Raw genomic sequence first — 25,826 nt, 5'->3', positions numbered from 1 at the left:
CCGATTCAATCAAAATTCAAAATGCAAAAAAGGCCCGCCGGTTGAATGGCGGACCTTGGCGATGACAGATTACTTCTTCAGACGGTATGTCTGGTGGCAGCTGCTGCAATCGGCACCCAGCGTCTTGAGGGCTGCGCCGACGCTGGCCTGATCCGTCGGCAATTGCGCCAGAACCGCATCTGCATCCGTACCGAGCTTTTCGGACTTCGTCTTGAAGTCTGCAAAGTTCTGCCAGATGGCAGGTGCTGCGGCACCACCTTCAGAACCGGCAGGGAACTGGTCCGGGAATGCCTTGGCATTGGCGCTGATGGTGGTGACGGCGGTTTTGACCACGTCCGCATCATAGGGCTTTTCACCCTTGGCGATGGAACCCAGCGCGCCCATGGCGCCGCCGATACCCTTCATCAAGCCTTCGCGCTTTTCGACCTCGCCGGCTGCGGAAACCGCACCGGCGCACAGACAGCCTATCATTATGGACGCGGCAATGGTTCTAAGCTTCATCATCTCTCTCCTGATCCGCATGCTGGCGGGATGTATGCTTCGTATCGCTTCATGCCTATCGCAAATTCACTGCACAGCTTTGCGACAGGCGCGACGAACGCACAAGAAGATGCCCGCTTCCCATGGCAAAAAGAAGTCACATTCCGGTGATTTCTGGAGCGAAATCAGGTGCATATCAGCGATGTGCGATAGCTTCCCACAGCGTGAAACCGGCAACCACCACCAGCAGCAAACCGGCGGCACGACCGATGAAAATCGTCACATGCGGTGAAGAGACCAGCAAATCCCGGCTTTTGCCCGCCGTGAGCGCCAGCGTGCCATAGACCGCAAGCTGCGTGGCCGCCGTCATCAGCCCCATGATGATGCCCTGTATCCAGACCGGGCCATAGATCGGCTTTAAAAATTGCGGGTAGACGGCCATCATGAAAAGATAGGCTTTTGGGTTGGAGAGGCATGTAACGATGCCACGCCGGAACGCCCGGCGGGCCGACGCGCTGACACTCACCTCATCCCCCTCCACCACGATGGAACTGCGCATGAGGCCGATGCCGACCCAGATCATATAGGCCGCGCCGAAGATCATCAGCGGCGTGAAAAGCTTGGGCATGAGGCTGGCAAGAAGCCCGACGCCGACGGCACCGTAAAGCGAATGCACCACCCCGCCCGCCATGATGCCGGATGTGGCCGCAAGTCCCGCCTTTCGCCCACCGGTCAGCGAGCTTGCCAGAACGAGAAGCATGTCGATGCCCGGCAGGATGATGATGCCGAACAGGAGCGAGAAATAAAGCCAGAGATTTTCGGTGTAAGTCATCGTGAGTATTCCTGAAAATATAACGGTCGCAAAATGATGTCGCCATATCGAGCCAAATCATCCGTTTTTTCGGGGAATATCAAATGAATAAGTGTGGTGATTTCATCTCGCTGGCGATGCGTTTCACCCGCCCGCGCAACGGCGTGTTGCACCGGACATGTCGTGAGATAAGGCGTTCAGAGCGTGAGCGTGCGGCTATCCTCGCGGCCAAATCCGCGAATCTCGATGCGATCTGCATAGAGATCGGCAATGGCGAAAGTGTTTTCGCTCAGCGTATCCACCATGCCCTTGAAGTTGAGAAAATGCGTATGGCCCAGCTGCCCGTAATTGCCGGTGTGGTTGTGGCCGCAGAACCAGGCTCTGGCGCTTGGATGCGCGGCCAGCAGGTTCAGCACATCAGGCGCGTCCCACATATTGTGCGAATTCTCCGGATAGAGCGGATAGTGGCAAAACAGAATGGCATGTTCGCCCGCCGCATCGGCTGCATCCAGCGTTTTTGCCAGCCAATTCAGCTGCTCGTCGCTGAAAGAAGCGTTCCAGTCCTGCGCGTTGATGGCACCGGCTTCCTGCAGACCGGCCAGTCTCTTCTCGGCCAGCGCCCGGCGCGGGTCGCCGGGTGGCGGGGCAAACAGGCTGACGTCATTGCCATCCAGCACCACGAAGCGGAAATGGCCGATGGAAAAATCATACCATGGCGACGGCATGCCGAGGCGCGCATGGATTTGGCTCAGATATTCCGGCGCAACGGCAAAGTCATGGTTGCCGGGCAAGAGAACCGAGCGGTGCCTGAGCCTGTCATAACAGCCCAAAATCGCATCGAAATTCTCCCAGCTGCGGTCGATGATATCGCCCAGCGTGACGACGAAGGCTAGGTCGTGGGCGTTGAACACATCGATGGCTTCCGCCAGCTTGCGCGGGCTTTCCGCATAATAACGGCCCATGTCCGGGCGTGGCGCGATATCGGCATATTGGGGATCGGCGACGATGCCGAAGGAGAAGAGCGGTGCGGATGTGTCTGTCATGATGCCCCCGCATAGGACGAGCGAATGACAGGTGTGTGACAACGGATGGAAAGCTGACAATGCCTCCCCACCGCCGTCACCCCGGACTTGATCCGGGGACCAGTAGACGCGCGTCCGCGCGGCGGGAAAAGTTCTTTCAGCCCAAGGACTTGGGCTGACTGGATACCGCATCAAGTGCGGTATGACGGAGGCAAAACGAAAACACCCGGCGCTGAGGCCGGGTGTCAATGTCTCTCTATCCACACATTTCCCTTTCGTCATCCTTGGGCTTGTCCCAAGGATCTAACCACGTTCAATCGAGTGGTTCGTTAGATCCTCGGGACAAGCCCGAGGATGACGTTGGGGCGATGTTTAAAGGGATTGATGGCTTACTTGGAAGCGGCTTCGTAACGCTCCAGAACGTAATCCCAGTTGATGAGATTATCGACGAAGGCTTCGAGGTACTTCGGACGCAGGTTGCGGTAGTCGATGTAGTAGGAGTGTTCCCATACGTCTACGCCGAGGATTGGGTCTGCGCCGTGAACCAGCGGGTTTTCGCCGTTCGGGGTCTTGGAGATTTCAAGCTTGCCGTTCTTGACGGACAGCCATGCCCAGCCGGAGCCGAACTGCGTGGTGCCGGCAGCGATGAAATCTGCCTTGAACTTGTCGTATCCGCCGAGGTCAGACGCGAAAGCCTGCTCCAGCTTGCCGGGAAGTTTGTTTCCGCCGCCGTCCTTCTTCATCCACTTCCAGAAATGGACGTGGTTGTAATGCTGGGCAGCGTTGTTGAACAGGCCGGCATTGGTGCCGAAGGACTTCTTGACCACTTCTTCCAGCGAAAGATCTGCAAGGCCAGCTTCAGCAGCAAGCTTGTTGCCGTTGGCTACATAGGCCTTGTGGTGCTTGTCGTGGTGAAACTCGAGCGTTTCGCGCGACATGTAAGGCGCCAGCGCATCGTAATCGTAAGGCAGTTCGGGAAGTTCAAAGGCCATGGTTTTACTCCTTGTTGCAGCGGCGTGACCGCTCCTTGAAACCTTGTGCGCGGACCATAAGAGCGGACGTCATCGGAGGCAACCTGTGAAATATCAAAATGTTCCGGCAAAAGAGAAAATTCCACTCATGACTTGCTGGACGCCGCTTTTCACACTGGGAAGCGTACCGATCCATGCCATTCGGTTCGGCTTTGTCATGAAATCTGAGAAAATGCACGTCGTCGCCTGTCGCGAAAGTTGCAAGGCAGCCAGTTTGCGTGCAAAAAATAAAGGGGCAGCGCCGTTAGGCCTGCCCCCGATTTTTGTCCGCAGTAGATATGCCGAAGGCAGTGATCTGTTCCGCAGCGCATGTGATAGAAATAAGGCCAAACATCTTTTGATACAAGACCCTTTTTCCTGCACACCCTTGGTTTACGCCGAGATAGAAAACACGCTCTCCAGGGTGCGGCTGTCACGATATATGCCTGCGGCAAAAAACGATCCGCAATTTGCCCTTCGCCTCTATGTCTGGAACGTCAGACTGTGCGAATGCCTCTATCTACCGATCCAATTTACCGAAGTAGCAACAAGAAACGCAATCCTCAAGCCAGTGCAGAAACGTTTTTCGGCGCAGTGGTATCAAAATCCCAAATTCGAAAACATTCTGCCGCCTCGATTGAGAGACGAGCTGCGCGAAGCTGTAAGGAAAGAAACCAGGAAACACGGCGTGACCCTAAGTGGGGACCATGTCGTTTCCGCACTCTCGCTTGGCTTTTGGGTCGCCCTGATGGGCAAAGCCTATGACAAACATTTGTGGCACAATGGCATCAAGGGATCGTTCCCCTACGCGCAAAAAGCCATCGGCCGTAGCCAGATTCATTCGATGCTGGAAGACATGCGCAAGCTTCGCAACGATGTTATGCACCACGCGGCTCTATTCGACAAAACCCCACAGGCCAAACTGGCCGACGTCATGGGGCTTCTTGCGCTGATTTCGCATGAAACGGAAATCTATGTGAAAACGCTGAGCACATTGAACTCCGTCATCAACCAACGACCACAATGCTGATGGGAGGTCTATTCCACCTTGAACCGCGGCGACGTGCCCGCCTCACCCAGCGCGCGTTGCATCAGCACGATGTCCAGCCAGCGGCCATGCTTCCAGCCGACGGATTTCAGGGTGCCGACCATTTCGAAACCGGTGGCGCGGTGGACGCCGATGGAGGCGGCGTTGTCGGCATCTCCGACGACGGCGACCATCTGGCGGAAACCGCGCGCAGTGGCTTCATCGATCAAGGCTAGAAGCAGGGATTTTCCGATACCGAGGCCTTTGCGCGCCGGATCGACATAGATGGAGTCCTCCACCGTCGCGCCATAGGCCGGTCGAGCGCGGTGGGGTCCGGCATAGGCGTAGCCTGCAACCGCACCTTCCACCTCTGCGACAATATAAGGAAAGCTGCCCGCAACCAGCACCCGCCTGCGCTCGACCATGGTCTCTGCGGATGGCGGCTCGATTTCGAAACTGGCCGTGCCGTGCAGCACTGCATGGCGGTAGATTTCGGTAATGGTTTTGATATCGCCCTCTTCGCAGGGGCGGATGGTGACAGTGGGTTTTGGCTGGGACAGCATTTCAATATCCTGGGAAATTCTCTTCGTGTAGTTTGCACCAGACGAAAACCAAAATAAAGATTATCCATCTTATGCAAACCATAAGGAATTCTTTGGTGATGGATTTCGATCTCAAGCAGCTGCGCAGCTTCATGGATGTGGCCGATCTCGGCAGTTTTTCCGCCGCTGCGCAAAAGGCTGGCGTGACCCAGCCCGCGATCAGCCTGCATATTCGTCTGCTGGAGAAACAGTTGGGCACCCGGTTGGTGGAGCGCGTGGGGCGACGGGCACAGCCGACATCGGCGGGGCGCGATCTGCTGGTCCATGCAAGGCGCATTGCCGAAGATGTCGCGCAGGCCATGGAGGCGGTGGCCCCGCACCGCAGCGGTGCTGCCGGTCGGTTGCGGATCGGCACCGGTGCGACAGCGCTGATCTATTTTCTGCCTGCCATTCTGGGACAAATCCGCCATGCCATGCCTGATATCGAGATCAAGGTTCAGACCGGCAACACGCCGGATATTCTGCGGCTTCTGGAAGACAATATGATCGATGCGGCGATCGTGACTCTGCCCGCCAGCGGGCGCAGCATCGAATTGCGCGACATCCACTGTGAAGAGCTGGTGGCGATTTTTCCGCCGGATGCCACACTGCCAGCAGGCGAGATCACCGCCGATTTTCTCTCCAGCCAGCCGCTGTTGCTTTATGAAGGCGGCAATACGAGACGGTTGGTGGATGACTGGCTGAAGGCGGGCGGCAAACGGGTTCAGCCAGTAATGGAGCTTGGCAGCGTCGAAGCCTTGAAGAAGCTGTCGCAAGCGGGGCTGGGCGTGGCTATTGTCCCAGCCATGGCTATGCGGGATGAGGCGGCATCGTCGCCGCTGACGATCCGCTCTTTATCTCCCAGGCTTGAACGCAGGCTGGCGCTGGGCCTGCGCCGCGACAAGCATATGACCGCGCCTCTGCGGGCGCTTTCCGCCATTCTCAGCCACCCGTCAAAAGCTTGATGGCGATCAGCCACATGGTGAGCGCGATGACGCCTTCCAGTATGCGCCACGCCTGCGGATTGGCGAAGATGGGCCGCAGCCAGCGGACGCCGTAGCCGAGGGAAAAGAAGAAAACGAAGGACGAGGTGACGGCACCGGCCCAGAATGCTTTTTCCGAGCCCGGAAACTGCGTGGAGATAGTGCCGAGCAAAACCACCGTGTCGAGATAGACATGCGGGTTGAGCCATGTGAGCGCAAGACAGGTGGCGAGCGTCGAGCCGAGCGAGGTCACGGTGCCGGATGCGGCGACGAGCACATTCGATGCGCCGAGTGCCGATTGCAGGCTTTTTGCGCCATACCAGAACAGAAAAGCCGCACCGGCGTAACGCATGGCCGGTTCCAGCGCTGGCATCACGGCGGCGATCTCGCGAAAGGCGGTAACGCCGACGGTGATCAGGATCGCATCCGACACTGCGCAGGCGAGAACCACGGCAAACACATGCTCGCCGCGCAGCCCCTGCCGCAGCACGAAGGCGTTTTGCGCGCCGATGGCGACGATCAGCGTCAGCCCCATCGTCAAGCCCGTCATATAGGTCGAAAAATCCATGTACCCTGCCCTCTTTTCCGGCTTTGAATAGGTGGCGCGGCCAAGTTAATCCAGTTAAGCTTTCTTATCTGGATTAAGTCAGGCTAATGTCATGTTGGATTATGCAGCGCTGCGCGCGGTCTCAATGGTCGTGCAGACGGGCAGCTTTGAAAAGGCAGCGCTCGCCTTGCACGTCACGCCCTCTGCGATTTCCCAGCGGGTGAAGCAGTTGGAAGAACGGTTGGGTGCGGTGCTGATCCTGCGCGGCAACCCCTGCACGGCGACGGAAAAGGGCGAATGGGTCTGCCGCCACATGGAGCATGTGGGCATGCTGGAAACGGAACTGTTCGGGCAACTGCCTGCGCTGCTCTCGCCCGACCAGCCGGGGCAACAGGTCACGCTACACATCGCAACCAATGCCGATAGCCTCGGCACATGGTTTCTCAATGCGATCTCCGGCTTTGCCACCGAGCAGCATTATCTGCTGAACATTGCAGTCGATGATCAGGACCATACGGCGGAATGGCTGCAACGCGGGCGGGTTCTGGCCGCTGTGACCAGCTTTGAAAAGCCGGTTCAGGGCTGCCGCGTCACGCCGCTAGGGTCCCTGCGATACCACGCCACCGCCAGCCCGCAGTTCATGGCGCGATATTTCGCAGGCGGCGTGACAGAAGCGCGGCTTTCGCAGGCCCCGGCTTTAACCTTCAACCAGAAAGACCGGCTGCAACACCAATGGGTATCGAATGTCTTCGGCGCGCCCGTCGTTCACCCCACCCACTGGCTGCCCTCCACGCAAAGCTTCGTGGATGCGGCCCTTCTGGGCATGGGCTGGGGCATGAACCCGCACGCGCTTGTGGCGCAGCACCTGGCCTCGGGCCGCCTGCTGGAACTGGTGGCCGATACGCCGCTGGATATTCCGCTCTATTGGCAGGTGAACAGGCTGGCAGCGGAGAAGTTGATGCCTTTGACGCAGGCGGTGGTGGATGTGGCGCGGGGGGTGTTGGTGCAATGAGCTACGGGGACTGTCACCAGTTTACGATGTAGGCCGTTTTCTGATTTTTTTGTAATGAAGCGATAAGGTGGCGGTATCCTCTAAGATCAGCCTGCAAAATTGACCTGATGAGTTTTAGGTTATCGGCAGGGATGTCAACAAAATCGCCGTTGATCGAGGCTGCATCACGATAGAACTCCAATGCACGTGCGCTGATAAGACCATAAGCGATGCGTCTCTCCTGAAGTTCAAGGTGATCTATCACCCGCTTCATAGATGCGAAGTCCCATTCTTTCGGGGGATTATTGGTTACGACATCGACGCCAGACCTATAGATGTTGTCGATCTGCTCTAGTTCCTGAATTCGGAGCGAGGCACGATACTGACGTAAGCCATACCACGCGGCGATTACCGCAGTCAGCGCCATCACGACATTTGCTAATGCTGACACCATCTCCCAATTAATGTCGGCCATCGTTTACCCCTTAAAACGTGAACCTATCAGTTTTTGAACTAAACCGTCCACCGCGCGCCTAGACGCGCGGCTGGTATATTCAGGTTCAAAGCAAAATACCGAGTTATACGATGTTCACTCCGCCTCAACATTCGCGGAGCCCGCCCATTCCATATACAGATCCAGCGCCTTGCGCGCCACCGGACCAGCCTGCAGCTCCCGCTCGTCCAGCTTGATGACCGGCGAGACCTTGGAATAGTTGCCGGAGCAGAAAATCTCGTCGGCCTCGCGGAAATCCTGCACCGAAAGTGTGGCTTCGCGCACATCGAAACCGGCCTGACGCAGCAGGACCATGACGCGGGCGCGGGTGATGCCCGCGAGGAAGGTGCGGTTGGGGACCGGCGTGAAGACGACGCCGTCCTTGACGATGAAGACGTTGGCGGAGGACGTCTCGGCAACATTGCCGTTCATATCCAGCATCAGCGCGCCGCCGAAGCCGCGCGAGCGGGCTTCCAGAATGGCGCGGCCGCTGTTGGGGTAGAGGCTACCGGCCTTGGCATCCGTCATGGCCGTTTCCGGCGATGGGCGGCGAAGGGGGGAGACGGTGAGCGTGATTGGCGCACCGGCATCCATCGGCGCTTCGAACAGGCAAAGCGCAAAGCGGGTGGAGGCCGCGTCCGGGGCGACGATGCTGCCCGGCGTGCCGTGTTCTGCCCAATACATCGGCTTGATGTAGATGGCCGTGTTGCCATCGAATTTCGTGACACCTTCCAGCGCCAACTGCTCGATCTCTTCTGCCGTCATGGTCGGCTTCATGCCCATGTTGATGGCAGAGCGATTGACGCGCTGGCAGTGCAAATCCAGATCCGGCGCCAGCCCGTTGAACCAGCGTGCGCCGTCAAACACCGTGGATGCCAGCCACATGGCGTGCGAGGTCGGCCCGATCAGCGGCGGGTTGCCGGGAAGCCACTGGCCATCGACATAGGTCCAGGTGGGGGAGCGGGGCGCGGTATCGACGGACATGACATTCTCCTTGGTAGATGTGCCGGGGAATGAATGCCTCTCGCCCTTGAGCGTCAAGACCAAATTCCTCCGATTTCCGAAATTGATGGAAAGTTACGGAAAAACGGCCCTCCGCTTGGATTTTATTGCGCCATCCGCAAGCGGCATCGATACACCCATCACGCTTTTTGATGAATAAGTGGCTGGTCCACCTGCTTTCGCCATGCGATGTTCGGACCAATCGAGGAGTGCATCATGGTGTGGTCGGCGCAGCAATATCTGAAATTCGAGAACGAACGCACCCGCCCTGCCAGCGATCTTCTGGCGCAGGTGCCGCTGGAACGGTTGACGGCGGGTTACGATCTGGGTTGCGGGCCTGGCAATTCCACAGAACTTCTGGCCGAACGTTATGGCGTCAACGTCATCACCGGTGTCGATAGCGACCAGGACATGCTGGAGAAGGCGCGGCTTCGGCTGCCCAACACCACCTTCCAGAGGGCTGATCTCGCCACATGGAAGCCGCAGCAGAAAGCCGATCTGCTCTATGCCAACGCCGTTTTTCAATGGCTGCCGAACCATTTGGATATTCTTGTTGCGCTGATGGATCACCTGAAGCCCGGCGGCGTGCTGGCCGTGCAGATGCCGGATAATCTCGGTGAACCCACCCATCTTGCCATGGAAGAAACCGGCGCTGCGGGACCATGGAGCGCCGCCTTCGAAGGCAACCGATTGCGCCGCCGCGCCCTGCCCTCTCCCGCCACCTATTTCGACCGGCTCTCGCCAAAATCGGCACGGGTCGATGTCTGGCACACGATCTATAACCACCCGATGCAGAATGCCCAAGCCATCGTGGAATGGGTCAAAGGCACCGGCCTTCGACCCTATCTGGAAGCCGTAGGCGCGGAAAACCGCGAGGCGTTTCTGGCCGATTATCTGGCCCGCATCGACGCCGCCTATCCACCCATGGCAGACGGGCGGCGGTTGCTGCGGTTCCCACGACTGTTCATCGTGGCGGTGAAGAAGTAACTGCTGAACTCCCACTTTCGTCATCCTCGGGCTTGTCCCGAGGATCCACTACCCTCTCGGCTGTCTCGAGGTGGTTAGATGCCCGGGTCAAGCCCGAGCATGACGGAAGAGGAGTTTGTGGGCTACTCCGAACCCTTCAAATCTGGCAATCAACCGTGGAATGCATAGACGCGCAGGCGGTGCCCGTCGGGATCGGCGGCGGTGAAAGTATAGCCGAAATCCATGGCGGTCGGCTCTTGCAGAATGGTCAGGCCTTTGGCCTTCCATTCCCGGTGGCGCGCATCGACATCGCTATCTGCCCCTACTTGAAACACGACTTCCATTCCACCGCCGGTTACGGTGACGGCGGGTTCCGCCGTGTGGCGTGACCAGAGGCCGAATTTCAGGCCGCCCTGCAGAATGAACAGCGCGAACGTCTCGGACGCTTCCACAGGTGCCATGCCGAACAGGTCCTTATAGAACTCGGTGCTTTTAACCGGGTTTTCCACGAACAGGATGGTGAAGTTGGGGTGGGTCATCGCTCTGTCTCCTTGTTGACGATGGAGTGAGCCTAGACCGTGCTACTGTCAGTTTTTGTCAGCAGTGATTGCCTGACGCGCGCGCCATTCCTTCAAAAGCGATTGGCGATTGCGCGGGTATCGTGTCGAAAGCGGCTGGAACGCCGTAATGCGGTCGGCGCGAAAGCTGCGAAAATCCTGCCGCAGCTCGCACCATGCCAGAACAACCCGGACCTGATCGAAAAAAGCCAGCGCAAAAGGCCAGATGGTGCGTTGCGTGCCCTGCCCGCTTTCATCGCCATAATCGATCTGCGCCTTCAACTGGCTGCGAATGGTGGCGCGCACGCTGCCCAGATCGATATGGGCCATTTCCAGCACCTTGCCGGGGCCGATCAGTAGGGTGGAATTTTCCAGTTCCTCGCTCAGTTCTTCCGGCAAGACGGCGGCGATCTTTGTCAGGGCGGCGCGCGCCGCATTCGCCATCGGCCCATCCGCCCTGCCCGCCACCCAGCGCGAGCCCAGCACCAGCGCCTCGATTTCCGCTTCGCTGAACATCAGCGGCGGCAGCAAAAAGCCGGGCCGCAGAACATAACCCACGCCCGCCTCGCCCTCGATATTGGCACCCTGCGACTGCAAGGTTGCGATATCGCGGTAGAGCGTGCGCAGGCTGATGCCCGTCGCCTGCGCCAGTTCCGCACCGCTGACGGGTCTGCGATGCGAGCGCAGGAGTTGAAGAAGGTCTAGAAGACGCTGGGAGCGTGACACGATGTTTCCTTGCGCCGCGTTTGCTATTGCCATAAAACTTTAAAAGCATCAGATAATACATCAATATCAATATATTAATGCAATATTTTCACCAGCCATTAGTTATTTTAGGAAACCAGTTTTCAATCCTACACGGCTATTCTTGCGAAAAATTCGAACGCTGGGGTAGAACGTGCGAAATTTCTGGCAAGATAAATCAGGTAACTTCGGTATTCTTACCGCACTCATGGTTGTGCCCATTTTTGGCGCTGCCGGGGCTGCTCTGGATATCAGCCAGGCCATGGCGGTCAAGGCCGATTTGCAGCAGGCAGCCGATGCCGCCGTGCTGTCTGCGGTGGCAAAAATGTCCGCGCATGTAGAAGCGGCCAGAAAAATGTCCGGCGATGGCGCGATCGTTCTTCCCGATGACGAAGCCATGAACTTCTTCAAAAGCGATGCGGTTGGCCGCGACGACTTCGAGGTCGAATCCGTCGATGTGTCGGTGGAAAAGGTCGGCAATGTGGTGCAGGCAGCCGTCGCCTTTCAGGCAACCGTCAACACCTCGTTGACCCGCATTCTGGGCAAGCAATTCGTGACCGTTTCCGGCAAGGCGACGGCAAAATACGAGACCGAAATGTTCAGCGATTTCTATCTTCTGCTGGACAATACCCCTTCCATGGGCGTGGGCGCAACGCCATCAGACGTTTCCAAACTGGTGGCCAACACCAGCGACAAATGCGCCTTTGCCTGTCACATCGTCAAAGACGGTGTGGCTGACCAGAACAGCTATTACTTCAAAGCCAAGAAACTGGGCGTGACGACGCGCATCAACGTCGTGGCCAAGGCAACGGCGAGCCTGATGGACACCGCCGTCGCGACCAGAAAGAACGTCAACCAGTATCGAATGGCGGTCTATACCTTTGGTGAAAAGGCAGAAGACACCAAGCTTCTGGAAGTTTCGCCACTGAGCGCCGATCTCGCCACCACCAAAAAGAAGGCGGCGGATATCGACCTCATGTCCATTCCCTATCAGGGCTACAACAACGACCAGATGACGGATTTCGACCGGGCGATGACGCAGATCGCCGACAAGATCGGCAAGCCCGGCAACGGCGCAAGTGCCGCCACACCCGACAAGGTCGTGTTCTTCGTCTCCGATGGCGTCGGCGACAGCTACAAACCCTCCGGCTGCACCAAGAAGCTGACCGGCGGCCGCTGTCAGGAACCCATCGACACCAAGCTCTGCACGGCCCTGAAAAACAAGGGCTACCGCATCGCGGTCCTCTACACCACCTACCTGCCCCTGCCGACCAACGACTGGTACAACACCTGGATCAGCCCTTTCCAATCGCAGATCGGCACCAAGATGCAGGACTGCGCCTCCCCCGGCCTTTACTTCGAAGTCAGCCCCACAGAAGGCATCAGCGACGCCATGTCCGCACTGTTCAAGCGGGTTATCACATCGCCACGGTTGACGAGCTGATTGGGTTAGGCATCTCCCATCCAAAGGGTGGGAGATGCCTCATCTTCTCAAATCCAGTGATTAAAGCGCCACGTCAGCGACTGCCTGTTGCGCCAGATAATCGGCCCGATCTTTTTGGACGTTCTGAAAGCTGCCGAGCATCTTGAGCAGGTCATCGGTAGTTTCTCCCAAGCCGTCCTGATACTTGACCGGGCTATAGACGTCGAATTCGGCAATCACGTCAAAGTCTTCCTGCGTCATGGCGGCATCCGACTTGACGACCTTGGCTCCGAATAGACCAGTTATAGCGTCTGCTCTCTTCTGCGCCAGATCAGGCCCCGCCGCCCCATCGACGCTGGACAAAAGATCGTTGATGGCAGCAGAATAGTCGCTGAAGCTGATCACCTCTCCGCGATTATCGATTCTCGCGACCATTCTCCCGTTGGAAACGACGGTCGCATAATCCAGCTCGAAACGCCGCTCCAGCGATTCATGCGTCGTTTCAATCGTCTCTTCTGTGACGCTCATATAATCTTGGTATTTATCTTCTGGCTGTTGCGCGACGCTGAATTGAATGCGGGAAAAATCAACTCGGTGCGATTGCCCAACGAAGGTTTCGCCGTTGGCAAGCTGCAATGTGGTGACAGGACCAACGGTGACGACATCGGAGGCCGTGGCTGTATTTTTGGTCGGAGACGTATCGCCATCTGCAACCAGTGCGCCGAATCCGTCAGAGTTTTCGGATGCTGTTTGATCCTTGTCGGCGGAGCGTGATGTCGTAACGGTGTTGTAATGTGAGTTTGCTGCAACGGATGTCATTTTCAAAACTCCAAGTGGCTATTTGCCGAAGTTGCCATTCGAAGCTTGCCTCAACCTAGAATTATATTTCTTTTTCTTTCCGTGAAATTAACAACCTTTAATCGCTGTTTTGGTGAAATCGAGGTGGCGGCCCATTTGTAGCCTATAACAAATCTCGCCCACGCGGCTTGAACCAAACCGCTGCCGACACACTTATCCCTATACCATTCCCGCCCCGCATCTTCGCGGGGCCCCCTCCCAAAATGGAGAAAACCATGCACACAGTGAACGCCAATGGCGCCAATATCCCCGCTCTCGGCTTCGGCACATTCCGTATGCCTGATGCAGACGTCCACCGCATTTTGCCCGAAGCTCTGAAGCTCGGCTTCCGCCATGTCGATACGGCGCAGATCTACAAGAACGAGGCATCTGTCGGCGAAGTCATCGCCAACTCAGGCATTGCCCGTGGCGATATCTTCCTCACGACAAAGGTCTGGGTTGATCAGTACAAACACGCCGACTTCATCAAATCTGTGGATGAGAGCCTGACCAAGCTGAAGACCGATTATGTCGACCTTCTTCTGCTCCACTGGCCCAAAAGCGATGTGCCGCTGGCAGAGCGTATCGGCGCGCTGAACGAAGTCCACAAGGCCGGAAAGGTTCGCAACATCGGCATTTCCAACTTCAACGTCGCGCTGATGGACGAGGCCATAAAACTGTCCGACGCGCCGATTGCCAACAACCAGATCGAGTACCACCCCTATCTCGACCAGACCAAAGTCATAGAAGCCGCCCGCAAAAACGGCATCTCCATCACTGCCTATTACCTGATGGCGGACGGCAAGGTGCCTCAGGATGCGGTGCTGAAGGACATCGGCGCAAAACACAGCAAGACCGCCGCGCAGGTTGCGCTACGCTGGGCCGTGCAGCAGCCGGATGTGATTGCGCTTTCCAAGACGGCGACGGAAAGCCGGTTGAAGGAAAATTACGACATCTTTGATTTCGAGCTGTCCAGTGATGAGATGCAGGCGATTTTTGCGCTGGCGAAGGCGGATGGCAGGATTGTTAATCCGGGTCATCTGGCACCGGAGTGGGATAAGTAGTTTTGCGTTAGTCGAGGGCTTAACGGCAATAAATACCCAACACTCTCCGTCATTCCGGCCTTGAGCCGGAATCCAGCGACCTGACGTCTGTCAGGTGAAAGAGTCTTCCAACCCAATGACTTGGGTTGGCTGGACCCCGGCTCAAGGCCGGGGTGACGGTGCCCTGCGGGGTGACCTATCCGCCTCCCTCACCATCTCAAGAATGCAACCCATTCACCATCGCAAACACCTGATCAAAATTGCCGTTCTGCGCGGCAAAACGCAGCGGCTTGCAGCGCTCCACCACCACTTCCGTTGCTTCCGGCTGATTGGTCAGGATGTCCATGACCTCGGCAATATAGGCGTCGAGCGGCATGGCGCGTTCGTCGGTGGCTTGGTGGTCGCCCTGTAACGTGGTCTGCACATAGGGCGGGATGATTTCGATGACATCCACTGAGGTGCCCTTGAGCTGTTCTCGGATGGCCATGGAATATGCGTGGATGGCGGATTTGGTGGCGCTGTAGGTGGGCGTGGCGACCATCGGCACGAAGGCAAGGCCGGATGAGACGGTCAGTACTGCTGCCTTCGGCTTCGTCAGGAAATGCGGCAGCAGCGCTGCTGTGAGGCGGATGGGCGCGAGGAGATTGGTGGCGATGGTTTCCTCAGCAATATTAAGATAATCGGGTGCTGCCTTGATATCCTCGTTCTTCATGATGCCGGCATTGTTGATGACGGCGTTGAGATCGGGGTGGTCGGCGATGAGCTTATCCGCGAAAGCCTTGATGCCTGCGGCATCGGTCGCATCCATCGTCGCCCATGCCATGCCCGGATTGGCGGTGGAGACCTCTCTCAAAACCTCAGCGCGGCGACCGGAGATGATGACCTTGTTGCCGAGTGCGTGGAATGCTTCTGCCAGCGCCCGGCCAATGCCGGAACCGCCGCCGGTGATGAGAATGGTGTTGCCTGTGACGTTCATGGGAGTGCCTTTCCTTGTTGTCTTACCGGAAAGTAGGTAGATTGCTCTCCAATGGGTAGAAGGCACCCGAAAGATTTATACTTACCCGAAGGAGAGTGTCTGGATGAAAAGGCATCTGGCCGATGACATCATCGAGGAAAAGCGCAAATCACCGCCACCCGATGAGACCGATCCGGTCATCGAGGCGCTGGTGCGTGACATCATCGCCAAGGTTGCGGACAAGTGGACGATGCTGATTCTGGAGGTTCTGGAAGAAAACGGCACGCTGCGCTTCACGCAGATCGGCCACCATGTCGGCGGCATCAGCCAGAAGATGCTGACGAAAACCTTGCGGCAGATGGAGTGCGACGGGCTGGTGAAACGCATCATCCACCCGGTCATCCCACCGCATGTGGATTACAGCCTGACCCCGCTGGGCAGAAGCCTCGGCGCCGCCTTCTGCGGCGTGTGGATCTGGGCCGAGACGCACCATGCGGACATAGAAAAGGCGCGGAAAGCGTTCAGCGAACACCCTCCGCGCCGGGCAGTTTGATTACGCGAACTGGCTGAGGCCTGGAACCGAGGCGATAACCTGATCGACCACTTCGTCGCCTGCATGCTGGCGCGCAATGGAAATCGTCGCCTTGGCGAGAGCGGAAATTTCGCCCATGCCCAGGCCCTGGCTCATCAACTGCTGGCCGAGACCCATGATGCCGCCGCCGCCGATGGCGCTCATCAGGCCGCCCAGCAAACCGCCGCCGCCCTGGCCTTCGCCGTTGAAACGGGCCACCAGTTCCGGTGCGCCGGGAATGGATTCGATCATCTTGGCAACCGGCGCATCATCGGCCTCGCGCTGAAGGAAACCCAGCATCATGCCAAGGGCTTTTTCCGCCACGTCCGGGGCAATGCCCACCCTGTCAGCCACCTGGGTGACGATCTCGCTCATAGTCTTCCTCCTGGAGAATAAAATTACGTTCACGTCAACGTAAAACAATTGATGCCGTGTTTCAAGCTGGCGAAAAGCCGGAAAAAACAAGTTTCGCCGCCCTTCTTCAACATCCCTATCAAACAGTTGTTGAGGGCGGAAACAGTTCCTATAAGTATATTGCAAAGAATGGATAAAGGGCAGCCATTGCCCGCTATACCGGAGGGATCGCCACGATGCTGCAGGACGGAAAGCTTTATATCGGCACGAGCCGCAATCCCGACGACACCCTCAACAAGGGCGAATATCTGGACTTGAGATTCGGCAACCGCCACGGCCTCATCACCGGCGCCACCGGCACGGGTAAAACCGTGTCGCTTCAGGTGCTGGCGGAAGGCTTCGCCAAGGCGGGCGTGCCGGTGTTCTGCGCCGATATCAAGGGTGACCTCTCCGGCATTGCCGCCAAGGGTGAGGCCAAGGACTGGGTGACGAAACGCGCCGAACAGATCGGCTTTACCGATCTCGCCTTCGAGCAGTTTCCCGTCATCTTCTGGGATCTCTACGGCGAAAAGGGCCACCGCGTTCGCGCCACCATCGCTGAAATGGGGCCGCTTCTGCTGGCGCGCCTGATGGATGCATCGGAAGCGCAGGAAGGCGTTCTGAACATCGCCTTCAAGATTGCCGATCAGGGCGGCTTGCCGCTGCTGGATTTGAAGGATTTACAGGCGCTGCTGAACTATATGGGTGAACATGCGTCTGAGCTTTCCAACCAGTTCGGCCTGATTTCCAAGTCCTCCGTCGGCTCGCTGCAACGCGGACTGCTGGTGCTGGAACAGCAGGGTGCGGAACATTTCTTCGGTGAACCGGCGCTGAAGATTTCCGATATCATGCGCACCACCAGCGATGGTCGCGGCACGATTTCGGTTCTGGCAGCCGACAAGCTGATGATGAACCCGCGTCTTTACGGCACCTTCCTGCTGTGGATGCTCTCGGAACTCTTCGAGGAACTGCCGGAAGTGGGTGATCCCGCCAAGCCCAAGCTCGTCTTCTTTTTCGATGAGGCGCATCTGCTGTTCAACGATGCACCCCGCGTGCTGGTGGAACGCGTGGAACAGGTGGTTCGCCTCATTCGCTCCAAGGGTGTGGGCGTTTATTTCGTAACGCAGAACCCGCTGGACGTGCCGGAAACCGTACTGGCGCAGCTGGGCAACCGGGTGCAGCATGCGCTGCGCGCCTATACGCCGCGTGAGCAGAAGGCCGTAAAAACCGCAGCCGATACGTTCCGCCAGAACCCGGCTTTCAGCACGGCAGACGCCATCACCACACTCGGCACCGGTGAGGCGCTGGTTTCGACGCTGGGCGACAAGGGCGCACCCTCCATCGTGGAGCGCACGCTGGTTCGCCCGCCATCGGGCCGCGTCGGCCCCGTCAGCGATGACGAACGCCGCAGCATCATGAGCACAAGCCCGGTTGCCGGTATCTACGACACCGACCTGGACCGCGAATCCGCCTTCGAACTTCTTGCCGCCCGCGCCCAGAAGGCAGCCGAGGCGGAGGCTGCAAAGCGTGCTGCGGAAGAACAGGCAAGCCAGCAACCCGACACTGCCGCTGGCCGCTGGAAGCTCCCGGGCTTCGGCGATGAAGAGCCGAAGCAAGCCTCCACCACCGGCGGAGCACGCAAATCCAGCGGTTACCAGCGCGAAACGGTGATCGAGGCAGCGATGAAGAGTGCGGCACGGTCTGTCGCGACGTCGGTTGGACGTGCGCTGGTGCGGGGTATCTTAGGGAGTTTGCGGCGGTAGTGTTGTCGTCGTTCCCGCGCGGAACGGAAGCCCACCCCTCATTCCTGTGCTTGTCACAGGAATCCAGTGCTGCGCGTCTGCGCGGCGAAGAAGTTCTTTCAGCCCAAGGACTTGGGCTGACTAGATTCCTGTGACAAGCACAGGAATGAGGGAGTGTTGTGGTTACCTCTCCCGGTAAAACACCATCCCGCCGTGGTACAACACGTCGTCACGGAACTCCCCATCCGCGGTAAAGCCCGTATCGTCCCAATACTCGATGCGGTTGCCCTTCACCTCGTAACGGCCCTGATAGGCACTCTTGCGGTTTCCGCGCGCTTCGTCATAGCGCCCGTTTGTCAAAAGCTCCTGCCGGATGCGGCCATCGCCCGTTACCCACATGCCGATATAGGGGTGGCTTTGCGCTCGGGCGGTTTGGTCCGCCGCGCTGGTTTTCAGGGCTGGAGCCGACCGCTGCGGATCGGCTTCGATGGATGCTGCCGCCAAGGCGACAGCGATGGATGTGGAGAGGATGGTCATTCGCCTGCTCCTGTGCTGGCCTGATTGCGGCGTTCTTCGAACATTTCGGAAAGCGTCTGCGAAGCCGCAATTGCCTTCGGGAAGCCTGCCGGGACCGTGACGAGGTAGATCATCTCTTTCAGCTCATCATCGGTCGCGCCGACATTCAGCGCGTATCCAGCATGGACCTTCATCAAATTACGCTCACCCAAGGCCGCCATGACGGCAACAGTGGCGAGCTGGCGGGTGCGGTTGTCCAACCCCGGACGGGACCAGACTTCGCCCAGCGCATAACCTTCGGTCGCTTCAGCAAGGAATGGAAATTCCTGCCGCATGCGTTCGAGAGTCTGCTGCGGCTCGCCGTTGTTGAGCGTGCGGATCACCTGATCCCCGCGTTGCAGCCGGTCTTCCAGCTGCTCGGGGTTGGCAAAGGCCGCAGTGGCGGCCACCAATGTTACGACGGCAAGGGCGAATGGAAAGATGATTTTCATTTTAGCCTCCATGGTTTGCAGTTGGGCGAACGACGATTTCATTGACGTCGACATCATCAGGTTGCTCGATGGCGAAGCGCACGGCGCGGCCGATTGCTTCGGGTTTCAGTGCGATGGAGCGATAGCCCTTCATCAGCTCCGCAGCGGCGGGATCGGTGATGGTGCCTGCCAGTTCGCTTTCCACCACGCCGGGGTGGATGCAGGTCACGCGGATGTCCTTGTTTTCCTGGCGCAGACCATCGGAAATGGCGCGGACAGCGAATTTCGTCGCGCAATAGACCGCCGCCGTGGGCGAAACGGCGAGTGCGCCGATGGAGGCGATGTTGATGATCTGGCCGGACTTGCGGCTGGTCATCTCAGGCAAAACGGCAGCAACGCCGTACAGCACGCCCTTGATGTTGACGTCGATCATGCGGTCCCACTCATCGACCTTGAGCGACGACATGAGCGACAGCGGCATGATGCCCGCATTGTTGACGATGACGTCGATTGGACCGAAGGCCCTGCGGCCAGCCTCGGCAAAAGCCGCGACGTTTTCCCGGTCCGTCACATCAAGTTGCTGGGCAACGACGTCTGCGCCGGACTGGCGAAGCTCTTGCGCCAACGCTTCCAGACGGTCCAGGCGGCGAGCGCCGAGAACCAGTTTTGCGCCTGCGGTGGCGAGTTCGCGGGCGATGCCTTCGCCGATGCCGCTCGATGCACCTGTGATGAGAACGACTTTGTTCGATGCCATGATCTATCTCCTTGTTTGCCAGCCCGTCCCTGTTGGAGCGGTGCTGTTGCAAGCAAGATAGTTCGATGGCATTGTCGTGATAACTGCCTCAATTCTTACTTCAATGGATAGAAAATCTAACCAATGAATATCGATCTCAATGCCCTCTCGATTTTCTGCATGGTGGCGGAGGAGCGGAATTTCCGCGCAACTGCCGACCGTCTTGGCGTGACCCGTTCCGCCGTCAGCCAGACCATTCGCAAGCTGGAGGAGATGATGGGGATTGCGCTGGTGCAGCGCACGACGCGTAGCGTCAGCCTCACCGAAGCAGGCCAGCGGCTCTATGCCGATGTGTCGCCCTCCATCGCCAATCTGGAGCAGGCAGCCCTTGCCACCTCCTCGCTGGGCGGCGCTGTGCGCGGGCAGTTGCGGCTGGCCGTGTCATCCATCGCCGAACGCTTCCTCTCCGGCCCGCTACTGGCCAGTTTTGCGGCTGCCTATCCCGAGGTTCAGCTGGATATTGTCGTCACCGATGAGGAATTCGATATCGTCGCCGAACAGTATGATGCGGGCGTGCGGCTGGGCGAATTGATTGCGCAGGACATGATCGCCGTTCCCGTGTCGGTCGAGCAGCGGCAGCTTCCCGTCTGCTCACCGGCCTATAGGGACCGGCGCGGCCTGCCATCACATCCGGCGGAGTTGATAGACCACAGCTGCATTGGCTGGCGTCCCAGCCCCGGCGTCGCGCCCTACCGCTGGGAATTTGCAGAAAACGACCGCGAATTCGCCGTCGCCGTCCAACCGGAATTCACCACCAACGACATGCAGCTGATGATCAAGCTGGCCTGCGCCGGTGCCGGCATCACCTTCGGTATGGAAGAATCCTTCCGCCCTTTTATCGAGCGCGGCGAACTGCTGCCCATGCTGGAGGACTATTGCCCCAGCTTCGCTGGCTTCTACCTCTACTACCCCAGCCGCCGCAACCTGGCCCCTAAGCTACGGGCGTTTATCGATCATGTGCGGCTGCCGAGGGGTGGGTGATTACTTCCGCGGCGAGACCAGCGAGAAATACGCGTCCTGCGGGTCCTGGCAGTTGACGATCCAGGCGTCGCCCGGCACGGACATTGGGCCATTCACGACCTTACCGCCGCCTGTGCTGACGCGGGTGATGGCGTCGTCGATGCCATCGACGTTGAAGTAATAGCCCCAGTGGCACACGGGCACTTGCGGCGGGCGTTTCATGACGCCGCCGATCTGATTTCCACCATAGGCGAAGATGCGGTATGGCCCCATTTCGCCCATGTCGAAATCATGATCCTTGGTCCAGCCGAAGAGATCACCGTAAAAGGCCATGGCACTATCGACATCATCGGTGAAAAGTTCGTTCCAGCCGACATGGCCGGTGAGATGCTGCGGCTCTTCGGGAAAACTGCCCGTATCCATCGGCAAGGGTTTCATGATGCAGAGCACAGCGCCGGAGGGGTCCGTCACCACGGCGAAGCGGCCGACTTCGGGGATGTCACTCGGCGGACGCATGATCTTGCCGCCTTTTTCCTCAAAGCGTTTTGCCGTGGCATCCACATCATCCACCGCCACATATCGCGTCCAGTTGGGGTGAATGCCCTCGCCTTTATGCTGCTCGGTCAGTTCCATCATGCCGCCAACGCCGACGCCATTGGCTTCGAAGATTTTATAGCCCATCTCCGGCGAGCCGAAATCCTTCAGCTCCCAGCCGACGACGTGGCTGTAAAAGCGGCCTGCGGCGTCCTTGTCCGGCGTCATCAATTCCGCCCAGATGAATTTCCCATGGGTATCAGACATCGCTTCTCTCCCTCTCTATACGCGGCGGAATTCCGACGACATGAATTGTTTGAAGCTTCCATCCGGCTGCAGCACGCTGCCGGAGAAAGTGCGGCTATTATCATCATGCAACGTCATGATATCATGATAGGTGGCGAATTCGCCGCTGCCATCGAATTTCGGGCCCTGCGCCTCCAGCACCAGCGTCTTTCCATCCGCCTCCAGCCAGCCCTTGTAGACCCAGAGCGTCGTCATCATCGAGCCGATCCATGAGCCGACATAGTGGCCCTTGGCGGGGTCGAAACCCAGCGTGATGATCGCTTCCATCGGCGATCCATCCGGCATCTTTCCCTTGCCATCGCTGACAATCCAGAGCCCGCCGACAGAGCGGATGCTTTCGGTGAAGCGCTGCTCGGAATCATCGGGATCGTAACCCTCATAGCCCGTGCTGGACACCATTTCCCACTCGCCCACCAGGCGTTCCAGAAATGCGTGTTCCGTCTGCGGTTTTGCGCTTTCCATGCCGTCTCTCCCTGTGATGTTAATGGCAGCAGCTGGCGGCCTTGGGTGAATCCTCATACTGGTCGTGACGGCGCACCCAGTTCATGGTGCCTTCCTCGTTACGGCCCTTTGGCACGAGGTCCAGCAGCATCAGCGTCGTCAGTGTCTGCTCGGCACCGCGGGCATAGGTGGAATAGGTGTGGAAAATCTTGTCGTCCTCACCCTTGGCGAACACGCTGGTGCCGTGCAGATCCTTCAGATCGCCCATGGCAGGCATGTCCGTGTAATTATATGTAATGGTGCCGGAAGCGACGTCTTCATCGCGGAACGAGGCCTGATAATCATAATTGAAATCGCTGCCTTGAGACGATACCCAGGGGAATTTCCAGCCCATGCGGGCCTTGTAGGTCTCGATCTTGTCCAGCGGCGCGCGGGATGCGGCAACGAAGGCGGCATCGCCTGCTTTGAGGTGAACGATTGCGCCATCCACATGGTCAGCAAAGAAGGAGCAGCCGACGCAGCCCTCTTCCCAATCCGGTGCCAGCATGAAGTGATAAACGATGAGCTGGCTGCAATTGCCGAACAGCTCACCCAGCGATTTCGGGCCGGACGGCGTGTCGAAAATATAATCCTTCGTAACCGGCTCCCACGGCAGGGCGCGGCGCGCCTCGTTCAGCCTGTCACGTGCGCGGGTGAGTTCTTTTTCCTGGGCCAGAAGCGCTTTGCGGGCCTCCAGCCACTCCTCTCTGGAAACGATAGCATGCGGCATGATCTCATCCTCCTTCGATCTTACAGCTGCACAAACAACACTTATGGCGCGGTTTTGGTTTGGCTGATGCCCTCCTAAACCACCAAAACGATTTTGCTTGACTATTTACGTTGATATCAACATATATTCCGCATGTCAAATACGTCAGTGATTCCTTTTTCGACAACACTCCTGGTGCGCGATACGTGCCTGTGCCTGCATGCCCAGCGCGCCGCCCGTGCTTTGGCACGCCGGTTTGACATGGCGCTGAAGCCGGTGGGACTGACGAATGGGCAATTCTCGCTGCTCATGTCCCTCAACCGCCCCGAACCGCCACCCATGGGGCCGGTGGCCAACCTGCTGGCCATGGACCGCACGACGCTGACGGCAGCACTGAAGCCGCTGGAAAAACGCGGTCTGCTCTCCATAGAGCCCGACCCGAAAGACAAGCGCGGCAAACGGCTGAAACTGACGGCGGAAGGGTTGGCGATACTGGCCTCCGCCATTCCCATCTGGACACGGACGCATGGCGAGGTGGAAGCGCAGATTGGCAGCGGTGATGCGGACAGATTGCGGAGTGACCTTGTGGATTTGGGGTAGCGCTACCCCCGCAACAACCCCGCAATCCGCGGGTCTCCCGCAAAATCCTCCACCGCAAAACCAATGCGCCGCATGGGAAAATCGCACAGCGCCTGAATGCCGGTCTTCGCCAGCCGGATGCGCCAGCTTACCCGCTCCACCGGCTGCTTCTTCTTGAAGGCAAGCGGCGTCAGAAGCGCGATATTCAGCCCAGCCTGCGGATCGCGAACGGACTGGTAGAGAATGGCTTCGACGTCCGCAGCGCGTGCCGTGTTTGCCAGCGCCTGGCACGGTTCGTAATCCGTCGGGTGTGTCCACAGCGCCTTGTCATCCGACAATTGCGGCGTGGTCAGATCAATGGCCGCAGGCGTGGCGATTTCGGCGGAAAAGGCGGTGTATTCTGCGGCATTGGCGGGCAGCGGCGTGGCGGGGGATTCGGCGTAGAACAGCAGGCGGTAGAATGCCATTTCGGCCAGCGCCGTTTCCACCTTTGCCGCCGCATAATAAACGCCCTTGGTCCAGCCCGCCCGGCGGAAGCGGGAGCCATAGGGATAGGCGGCATCGTAGCGAAAAGGCGTCGCCAGCAGATAATCGAGCCCTGCACATTCCGGCGGAAAGCGTCGTTTGCTGCCTTCCAGAATATCTTCCAGCAGGGATTGCTCATCCACCGTATCGACAAGCTTCATGGTGGAGACGTGGTGCTGAGCCTCCACCAACCGCCACCAATGGCCTGAAATTTCACGTTTTTCAGATTGGAGCGCGTCTGGCGTCCAGATAGGCAAGGACATCGAGCAATCCGGTTATGGTTGTGAGTTTTTCGGCGGGCACGGCACCCAGCGCATCATTGTGGTTTCGCAGCCATGCGCGCGCCACCGCCTCATCCCCGCCAACGATGGCATCGAGCGAACGGAAAACGCGGATCAGCAAGACGGCCAGTTCGAAGGACTTGGCGCCCGGCTCCAGTACGAAATCGAGCCGCTTCATGCGCGACACGGTGGGGGCGGAAACGCCGAGTACATCGGCAACGCGGGCCGCATTCAGGCCAAGCCGTTCTGCGGCTGATACCACCGCCTTGGTGACGACCCTGCCCTGCTCTGCCGGGTCCGCTGATGGTCTAACTTGGATATTCATGCGCATATCCTTTCCTTGGAAAGAATATAGCAAATTTCTTTCTGAAAGCAAGAAGGGCTGGCGGTGAAGCCAGCCCTTGCTGTGTCGTTAATCACGGGGACGAGATTAGGCGACAGAAACAGGAACCTCAGTAGAGGTGCGCAGCGCGTGGGAGTAAGGGCAAACGATATGCGCCTTCTTGACCAAATCCTCTGCTGTGGCCTTGTCGAGGCCGGGAATGTTGACCTTCAGCGACACGTCGATGCCGAAGCCGCCACCGTCTTCACGCGGGCCAACGCCAACGCTTGCCGCCACGGTCGTGTCTTCAGGAATCTTTACCTTTTCCTTGCCAGCGACGTTCTTCAACGCGCCGAGGAAGCAGGCGGAATAGCCAGCGGCAAAGAGCTGCTCAGGGTTGGTGCCGGTTGCACCGTCGCCGCCCAGTTCCTTGGGAACGGTCAGCGTTACGTCGAGAACGCCGTCTGCGGACTTGGCGTTGCCTGCACGGCCGCCTGTTGCGGTTGCCTGGGTGGTGTAGAGAATAGCCATGTCATTCACTTCCTTCGGTTGATGTTGAATATCATATAGCTCACAATTAAATTGCGCGCAATACAATTTTGCACATTGAGAAATTTTTCAATTTCTGCAATAGATATTGAGGAGATTGCGTTGCCTTGTGCATGGGGCAGGAACCGAGTGACGGGATAAATTGTTCCCTCTCCAGCCGCATTTGGAGCTCACATTATGGACGACGGGACGATGGAAGGCCTTTTGAGGCTCGACCTGCAAATATGCTTCGCGCTGTATGGCGCCGCGCACGCCTTCAACCGCGCCTATAAACCGCTGCTGGAACCGCTGGGTCTGACCTATCCGCAATATCTGGTCATGATGGCGCTGTGGGAAAAGGAAACCGCAACTGTCAAAACACTGGGCGAAATGCTGGGGCTGGACTCAGGCACCCTCTCCCCGCTTCTCAAGCGGCTGGAACAGGCTGGCTTGATTACCCGCAAGCGCGGCACGGTGGATGAACGTCAGGTGCTGATTGCGCTGACGCCGGAAGGCGCGGATTTGAAAAAGAAAGCCGCCAACGTCATGCGCTCGATTGGCGAGGCGACGGGCTGCAGCCTGGAGGAGTTGGGCCAGTTGCGGGATCGGTTGAACGCGCTGAAGGAGAATTTGGTGAAGGATTAG

At 58.3% G+C, this 25,826-nt stretch carries 33 protein-coding genes; 11 read left to right on the top strand and 22 right to left on the bottom strand.

What is annotated here, in order from left to right; genetic code table 11:
* Nucleotides 1-69: 69 nt before the first annotated feature.
* The 4 genes from ABUK73_RS04275 to ABUK73_RS04260 all read right to left on the bottom strand — a co-directional run bounded on the left by ABUK73_RS04275 (nt 70) and on the right by ABUK73_RS04260 (nt 3,305).
* Nucleotides 70-501 (bottom strand): c-type cytochrome, encoded by a 432-nt coding sequence (locus ABUK73_RS04275; protein WP_353576182.1) that lies wholly within the window; start codon nt 499-501, stop codon nt 70-72.
* Between the two features lie 175 nt (nt 502-676).
* Nucleotides 677-1,312 carry a LysE family translocator gene (locus tag ABUK73_RS04270; protein WP_353576181.1) on the bottom strand — a complete coding sequence of 212 codons (636 nt, stop codon included), beginning with the start codon at nt 1,310-1,312 and terminating at the stop codon, nt 677-679.
* Nucleotides 1,313-1,488: 176 nt separating this feature from the next.
* Complete coding sequence (locus tag ABUK73_RS04265; protein WP_353576180.1) at nt 1,489-2,334, bottom strand: metallophosphoesterase; 846 nt, start codon at nt 2,332-2,334, stop codon at nt 1,489-1,491.
* Nucleotides 2,335-2,702: 368 nt separating this feature from the next.
* Nucleotides 2,703-3,305, bottom strand: coding sequence for a superoxide dismutase (locus tag ABUK73_RS04260; protein ID WP_353576179.1), 603 nt, complete (start codon nt 3,303-3,305; stop codon nt 2,703-2,705).
* A gap of 85 nt (nt 3,306-3,390) precedes the next feature.
* Between ABUK73_RS04260 and ABUK73_RS04255 the strand changes: the two genes are divergently transcribed.
* Nucleotides 3,391-4,353, top strand: a complete 963-nt coding sequence (locus tag ABUK73_RS04255; protein ID WP_353576178.1) for a hypothetical protein — start codon at nt 3,391-3,393, stop codon at nt 4,351-4,353.
* Nucleotides 4,354-4,361: 8 nt separating this feature from the next.
* Here the strand turns inward: ABUK73_RS04255 and ABUK73_RS04250 are convergent, their stop codons facing one another.
* Nucleotides 4,362-4,913, bottom strand: coding sequence for a GNAT family N-acetyltransferase (locus tag ABUK73_RS04250; RefSeq protein WP_353576177.1), 552 nt, complete (start codon nt 4,911-4,913; stop codon nt 4,362-4,364).
* A gap of 95 nt (nt 4,914-5,008) precedes the next feature.
* On the opposite strand from ABUK73_RS04250, the gene ABUK73_RS04245 reads away from it, so the two are divergent.
* Nucleotides 5,009-5,896 carry a LysR family transcriptional regulator gene (locus ABUK73_RS04245; protein ID WP_353576176.1) on the top strand — a complete coding sequence of 296 codons (888 nt, stop codon included), beginning with the start codon at nt 5,009-5,011 and terminating at the stop codon, nt 5,894-5,896.
* Here the strand turns inward: ABUK73_RS04245 and ABUK73_RS04240 are convergent.
* The gene (locus ABUK73_RS04240; RefSeq protein WP_353576175.1) at nt 5,874-6,482 is read right to left on the bottom strand and encodes a LysE/ArgO family amino acid transporter; all 609 of its coding nucleotides are present in this window, start codon (nt 6,480-6,482) and stop codon (nt 5,874-5,876) included. The genes ABUK73_RS04245 and ABUK73_RS04240 overlap by 23 nt on opposite strands.
* A 91-nt stretch (nt 6,483-6,573) precedes the next feature.
* On the opposite strand from ABUK73_RS04240, the gene ABUK73_RS04235 reads away from it, so the two are divergent.
* Complete coding sequence (locus tag ABUK73_RS04235) at nt 6,574-7,473, top strand: LysR family transcriptional regulator ArgP (RefSeq protein WP_353576174.1); 900 nt, start codon at nt 6,574-6,576, stop codon at nt 7,471-7,473.
* A 13-nt stretch (nt 7,474-7,486) separates the two neighbouring features.
* Here the strand turns inward: ABUK73_RS04235 and ABUK73_RS04230 are convergent, their stop codons facing one another.
* Nucleotides 7,487-7,927, bottom strand: coding sequence for a hypothetical protein (locus ABUK73_RS04230; protein WP_353576173.1), 441 nt, complete (start codon nt 7,925-7,927; stop codon nt 7,487-7,489).
* Between the two features lie 114 nt (nt 7,928-8,041).
* Nucleotides 8,042-8,929: a branched-chain amino acid aminotransferase gene (locus tag ABUK73_RS04225; RefSeq protein ID WP_353576172.1), complete on the bottom strand. Its 888-nt coding sequence runs from the start codon at nt 8,927-8,929 to the stop codon at nt 8,042-8,044.
* Nucleotides 8,930-9,163: 234 nt separating this feature from the next.
* Here ABUK73_RS04225 and tam point away from each other — a divergent pair, with 234 nt between their 5' ends.
* Nucleotides 9,164-9,934, top strand: a complete 771-nt coding sequence (gene tam / locus ABUK73_RS04220) for a trans-aconitate 2-methyltransferase (RefSeq protein ID WP_353576171.1) — start codon at nt 9,164-9,166, stop codon at nt 9,932-9,934.
* A gap of 149 nt (nt 9,935-10,083) precedes the next feature.
* Here the strand turns inward: tam and ABUK73_RS04215 are convergent, their stop codons facing one another.
* The gene (locus ABUK73_RS04215; protein ID WP_353576170.1) at nt 10,084-10,452 is read right to left on the bottom strand and encodes a VOC family protein; all 369 of its coding nucleotides are present in this window, start codon (nt 10,450-10,452) and stop codon (nt 10,084-10,086) included.
* A 48-nt stretch (nt 10,453-10,500) separates the two neighbouring features.
* Nucleotides 10,501-11,196 (bottom strand): helix-turn-helix transcriptional regulator, encoded by a 696-nt coding sequence (locus ABUK73_RS04210; protein WP_353576169.1) that lies wholly within the window; start codon nt 11,194-11,196, stop codon nt 10,501-10,503.
* Between the two features lie 172 nt (nt 11,197-11,368).
* Here ABUK73_RS04210 and ABUK73_RS04205 point away from each other — a divergent pair, with 172 nt between their 5' ends.
* Entirely contained in the window at nt 11,369-12,658 is a 1,290-nt protein-coding gene (locus tag ABUK73_RS04205; RefSeq protein ID WP_353576168.1) for a pilus assembly protein TadG-related protein, read from the top strand.
* A gap of 60 nt (nt 12,659-12,718) precedes the next feature.
* Here the strand turns inward: ABUK73_RS04205 and ABUK73_RS04200 are convergent, their stop codons facing one another.
* Entirely contained in the window at nt 12,719-13,456 is a 738-nt protein-coding gene (locus tag ABUK73_RS04200; RefSeq protein ID WP_353576167.1) for a hypothetical protein, read from the bottom strand.
* Between the two features lie 254 nt (nt 13,457-13,710).
* Between ABUK73_RS04200 and ABUK73_RS04195 the strand changes: the two genes are divergently transcribed.
* Nucleotides 13,711-14,538 (top strand): aldo/keto reductase, encoded by an 828-nt coding sequence (locus ABUK73_RS04195; protein ID WP_353576166.1) that lies wholly within the window; start codon nt 13,711-13,713, stop codon nt 14,536-14,538.
* 196 nt (nt 14,539-14,734) lie between these two features.
* On the opposite strand, the gene ABUK73_RS04190 is transcribed toward ABUK73_RS04195, so the two are convergent.
* The gene (locus tag ABUK73_RS04190) at nt 14,735-15,493 is read right to left on the bottom strand and encodes an SDR family oxidoreductase (protein ID WP_353576165.1); all 759 of its coding nucleotides are present in this window, start codon (nt 15,491-15,493) and stop codon (nt 14,735-14,737) included.
* Nucleotides 15,494-15,596: 103 nt separating this feature from the next.
* Here ABUK73_RS04190 and ABUK73_RS04185 point away from each other — a divergent pair, with 103 nt between their 5' ends.
* Nucleotides 15,597-16,025: a winged helix-turn-helix transcriptional regulator gene (locus tag ABUK73_RS04185; RefSeq protein ID WP_353576164.1), complete on the top strand. Its 429-nt coding sequence runs from the start codon at nt 15,597-15,599 to the stop codon at nt 16,023-16,025.
* On the opposite strand, the gene ABUK73_RS04180 is transcribed toward ABUK73_RS04185, so the two are convergent.
* Entirely contained in the window at nt 16,026-16,418 is a 393-nt protein-coding gene (locus tag ABUK73_RS04180) for a hypothetical protein (RefSeq protein WP_113086002.1), read from the bottom strand.
* A 215-nt stretch (nt 16,419-16,633) separates the two neighbouring features.
* Here ABUK73_RS04180 and ABUK73_RS04175 point away from each other — a divergent pair, with 215 nt between their 5' ends.
* Nucleotides 16,634-18,199 carry a helicase HerA-like C-terminal domain-containing protein gene (locus ABUK73_RS04175; RefSeq protein WP_353576163.1) on the top strand — a complete coding sequence of 522 codons (1,566 nt, stop codon included), beginning with the start codon at nt 16,634-16,636 and terminating at the stop codon, nt 18,197-18,199.
* Between the two features lie 162 nt (nt 18,200-18,361).
* Here ABUK73_RS04175 and ABUK73_RS04170 read toward each other — a convergent pair whose 3' ends face one another.
* The 3 genes from ABUK73_RS04170 to ABUK73_RS04160 are packed head-to-tail and all read right to left on the bottom strand — an operon-like array spanning nt 18,362 to nt 19,918.
* Nucleotides 18,362-18,715: an Atu4866 domain-containing protein gene (locus ABUK73_RS04170; RefSeq protein ID WP_353576162.1), complete on the bottom strand. Its 354-nt coding sequence runs from the start codon at nt 18,713-18,715 to the stop codon at nt 18,362-18,364.
* On the bottom strand, nt 18,712-19,185 hold the full coding sequence (locus tag ABUK73_RS04165) for a carboxymuconolactone decarboxylase family protein (RefSeq protein ID WP_353576161.1): 474 nt from the start codon (nt 19,183-19,185) through the stop codon (nt 18,712-18,714). Before ABUK73_RS04165 ends, ABUK73_RS04170 begins: the two co-directional genes overlap by 4 nt.
* A 1-nt stretch (nt 19,186) precedes the next feature.
* Nucleotides 19,187-19,918: an SDR family oxidoreductase gene (locus tag ABUK73_RS04160; protein ID WP_353576160.1), complete on the bottom strand. Its 732-nt coding sequence runs from the start codon at nt 19,916-19,918 to the stop codon at nt 19,187-19,189.
* A gap of 123 nt (nt 19,919-20,041) precedes the next feature.
* On the opposite strand from ABUK73_RS04160, the gene ABUK73_RS04155 reads away from it, so the two are divergent.
* On the top strand, nt 20,042-20,938 hold the full coding sequence (locus tag ABUK73_RS04155) for a LysR family transcriptional regulator (RefSeq protein WP_353576159.1): 897 nt from the start codon (nt 20,042-20,044) through the stop codon (nt 20,936-20,938).
* Here the strand turns inward: ABUK73_RS04155 and ABUK73_RS04150 are convergent, their stop codons facing one another.
* The 3 genes from ABUK73_RS04150 to ABUK73_RS04140 are packed head-to-tail and all read right to left on the bottom strand — an operon-like array spanning nt 20,939 to nt 22,967.
* The gene (locus ABUK73_RS04150; protein ID WP_353576158.1) at nt 20,939-21,718 is read right to left on the bottom strand and encodes a VOC family protein; all 780 of its coding nucleotides are present in this window, start codon (nt 21,716-21,718) and stop codon (nt 20,939-20,941) included. It abuts the gene before it with no gap.
* Between the two features lie 15 nt (nt 21,719-21,733).
* Nucleotides 21,734-22,219 carry a DUF1579 domain-containing protein gene (locus tag ABUK73_RS04145; protein ID WP_353576157.1) on the bottom strand — a complete coding sequence of 162 codons (486 nt, stop codon included), beginning with the start codon at nt 22,217-22,219 and terminating at the stop codon, nt 21,734-21,736.
* 19 nt (nt 22,220-22,238) lie between these two features.
* The gene (locus tag ABUK73_RS04140; protein WP_353576156.1) at nt 22,239-22,967 is read right to left on the bottom strand and encodes a DUF899 domain-containing protein; all 729 of its coding nucleotides are present in this window, start codon (nt 22,965-22,967) and stop codon (nt 22,239-22,241) included.
* Nucleotides 22,968-23,099: 132 nt separating this feature from the next.
* Between ABUK73_RS04140 and ABUK73_RS04135 the strand changes: the two genes are divergently transcribed.
* A complete protein-coding gene (locus ABUK73_RS04135; RefSeq protein WP_353576155.1) occupies nt 23,100-23,546 on the top strand; it encodes a MarR family winged helix-turn-helix transcriptional regulator in 447 nt (148 codons plus the stop codon).
* Between the two features lie 2 nt (nt 23,547-23,548).
* On the opposite strand, the gene ABUK73_RS04130 is transcribed toward ABUK73_RS04135, so the two are convergent.
* The 3 genes from ABUK73_RS04130 to ABUK73_RS04120 form a co-directional block, all read right to left on the bottom strand.
* On the bottom strand, nt 23,549-24,313 hold the full coding sequence (locus ABUK73_RS04130; RefSeq protein ID WP_353576154.1) for an RES family NAD+ phosphorylase: 765 nt from the start codon (nt 24,311-24,313) through the stop codon (nt 23,549-23,551).
* Entirely contained in the window at nt 24,273-24,656 is a 384-nt protein-coding gene (locus ABUK73_RS04125) for an MbcA/ParS/Xre antitoxin family protein (protein WP_353576153.1), read from the bottom strand. Before ABUK73_RS04125 ends, ABUK73_RS04130 begins: the two co-directional genes overlap by 41 nt.
* Before the next feature lie 105 nt (nt 24,657-24,761).
* Nucleotides 24,762-25,184, bottom strand: coding sequence for an organic hydroperoxide resistance protein (locus tag ABUK73_RS04120; RefSeq protein ID WP_353576152.1), 423 nt, complete (start codon nt 25,182-25,184; stop codon nt 24,762-24,764).
* A 195-nt stretch (nt 25,185-25,379) separates the two neighbouring features.
* On the opposite strand from ABUK73_RS04120, the gene ABUK73_RS04115 reads away from it, so the two are divergent.
* Nucleotides 25,380-25,826, top strand: coding sequence for a MarR family winged helix-turn-helix transcriptional regulator (locus ABUK73_RS04115; protein ID WP_113086014.1), 447 nt, complete (start codon nt 25,380-25,382; stop codon nt 25,824-25,826).

The organism is Agrobacterium vacciniicorymbosi, from assembly GCF_040427045.1.
GTDB lineage: Bacteria > Pseudomonadota > Alphaproteobacteria > Rhizobiales > Rhizobiaceae > Agrobacterium.
This window is presented reverse-complemented; position numbering and strand designations above follow the sequence as displayed.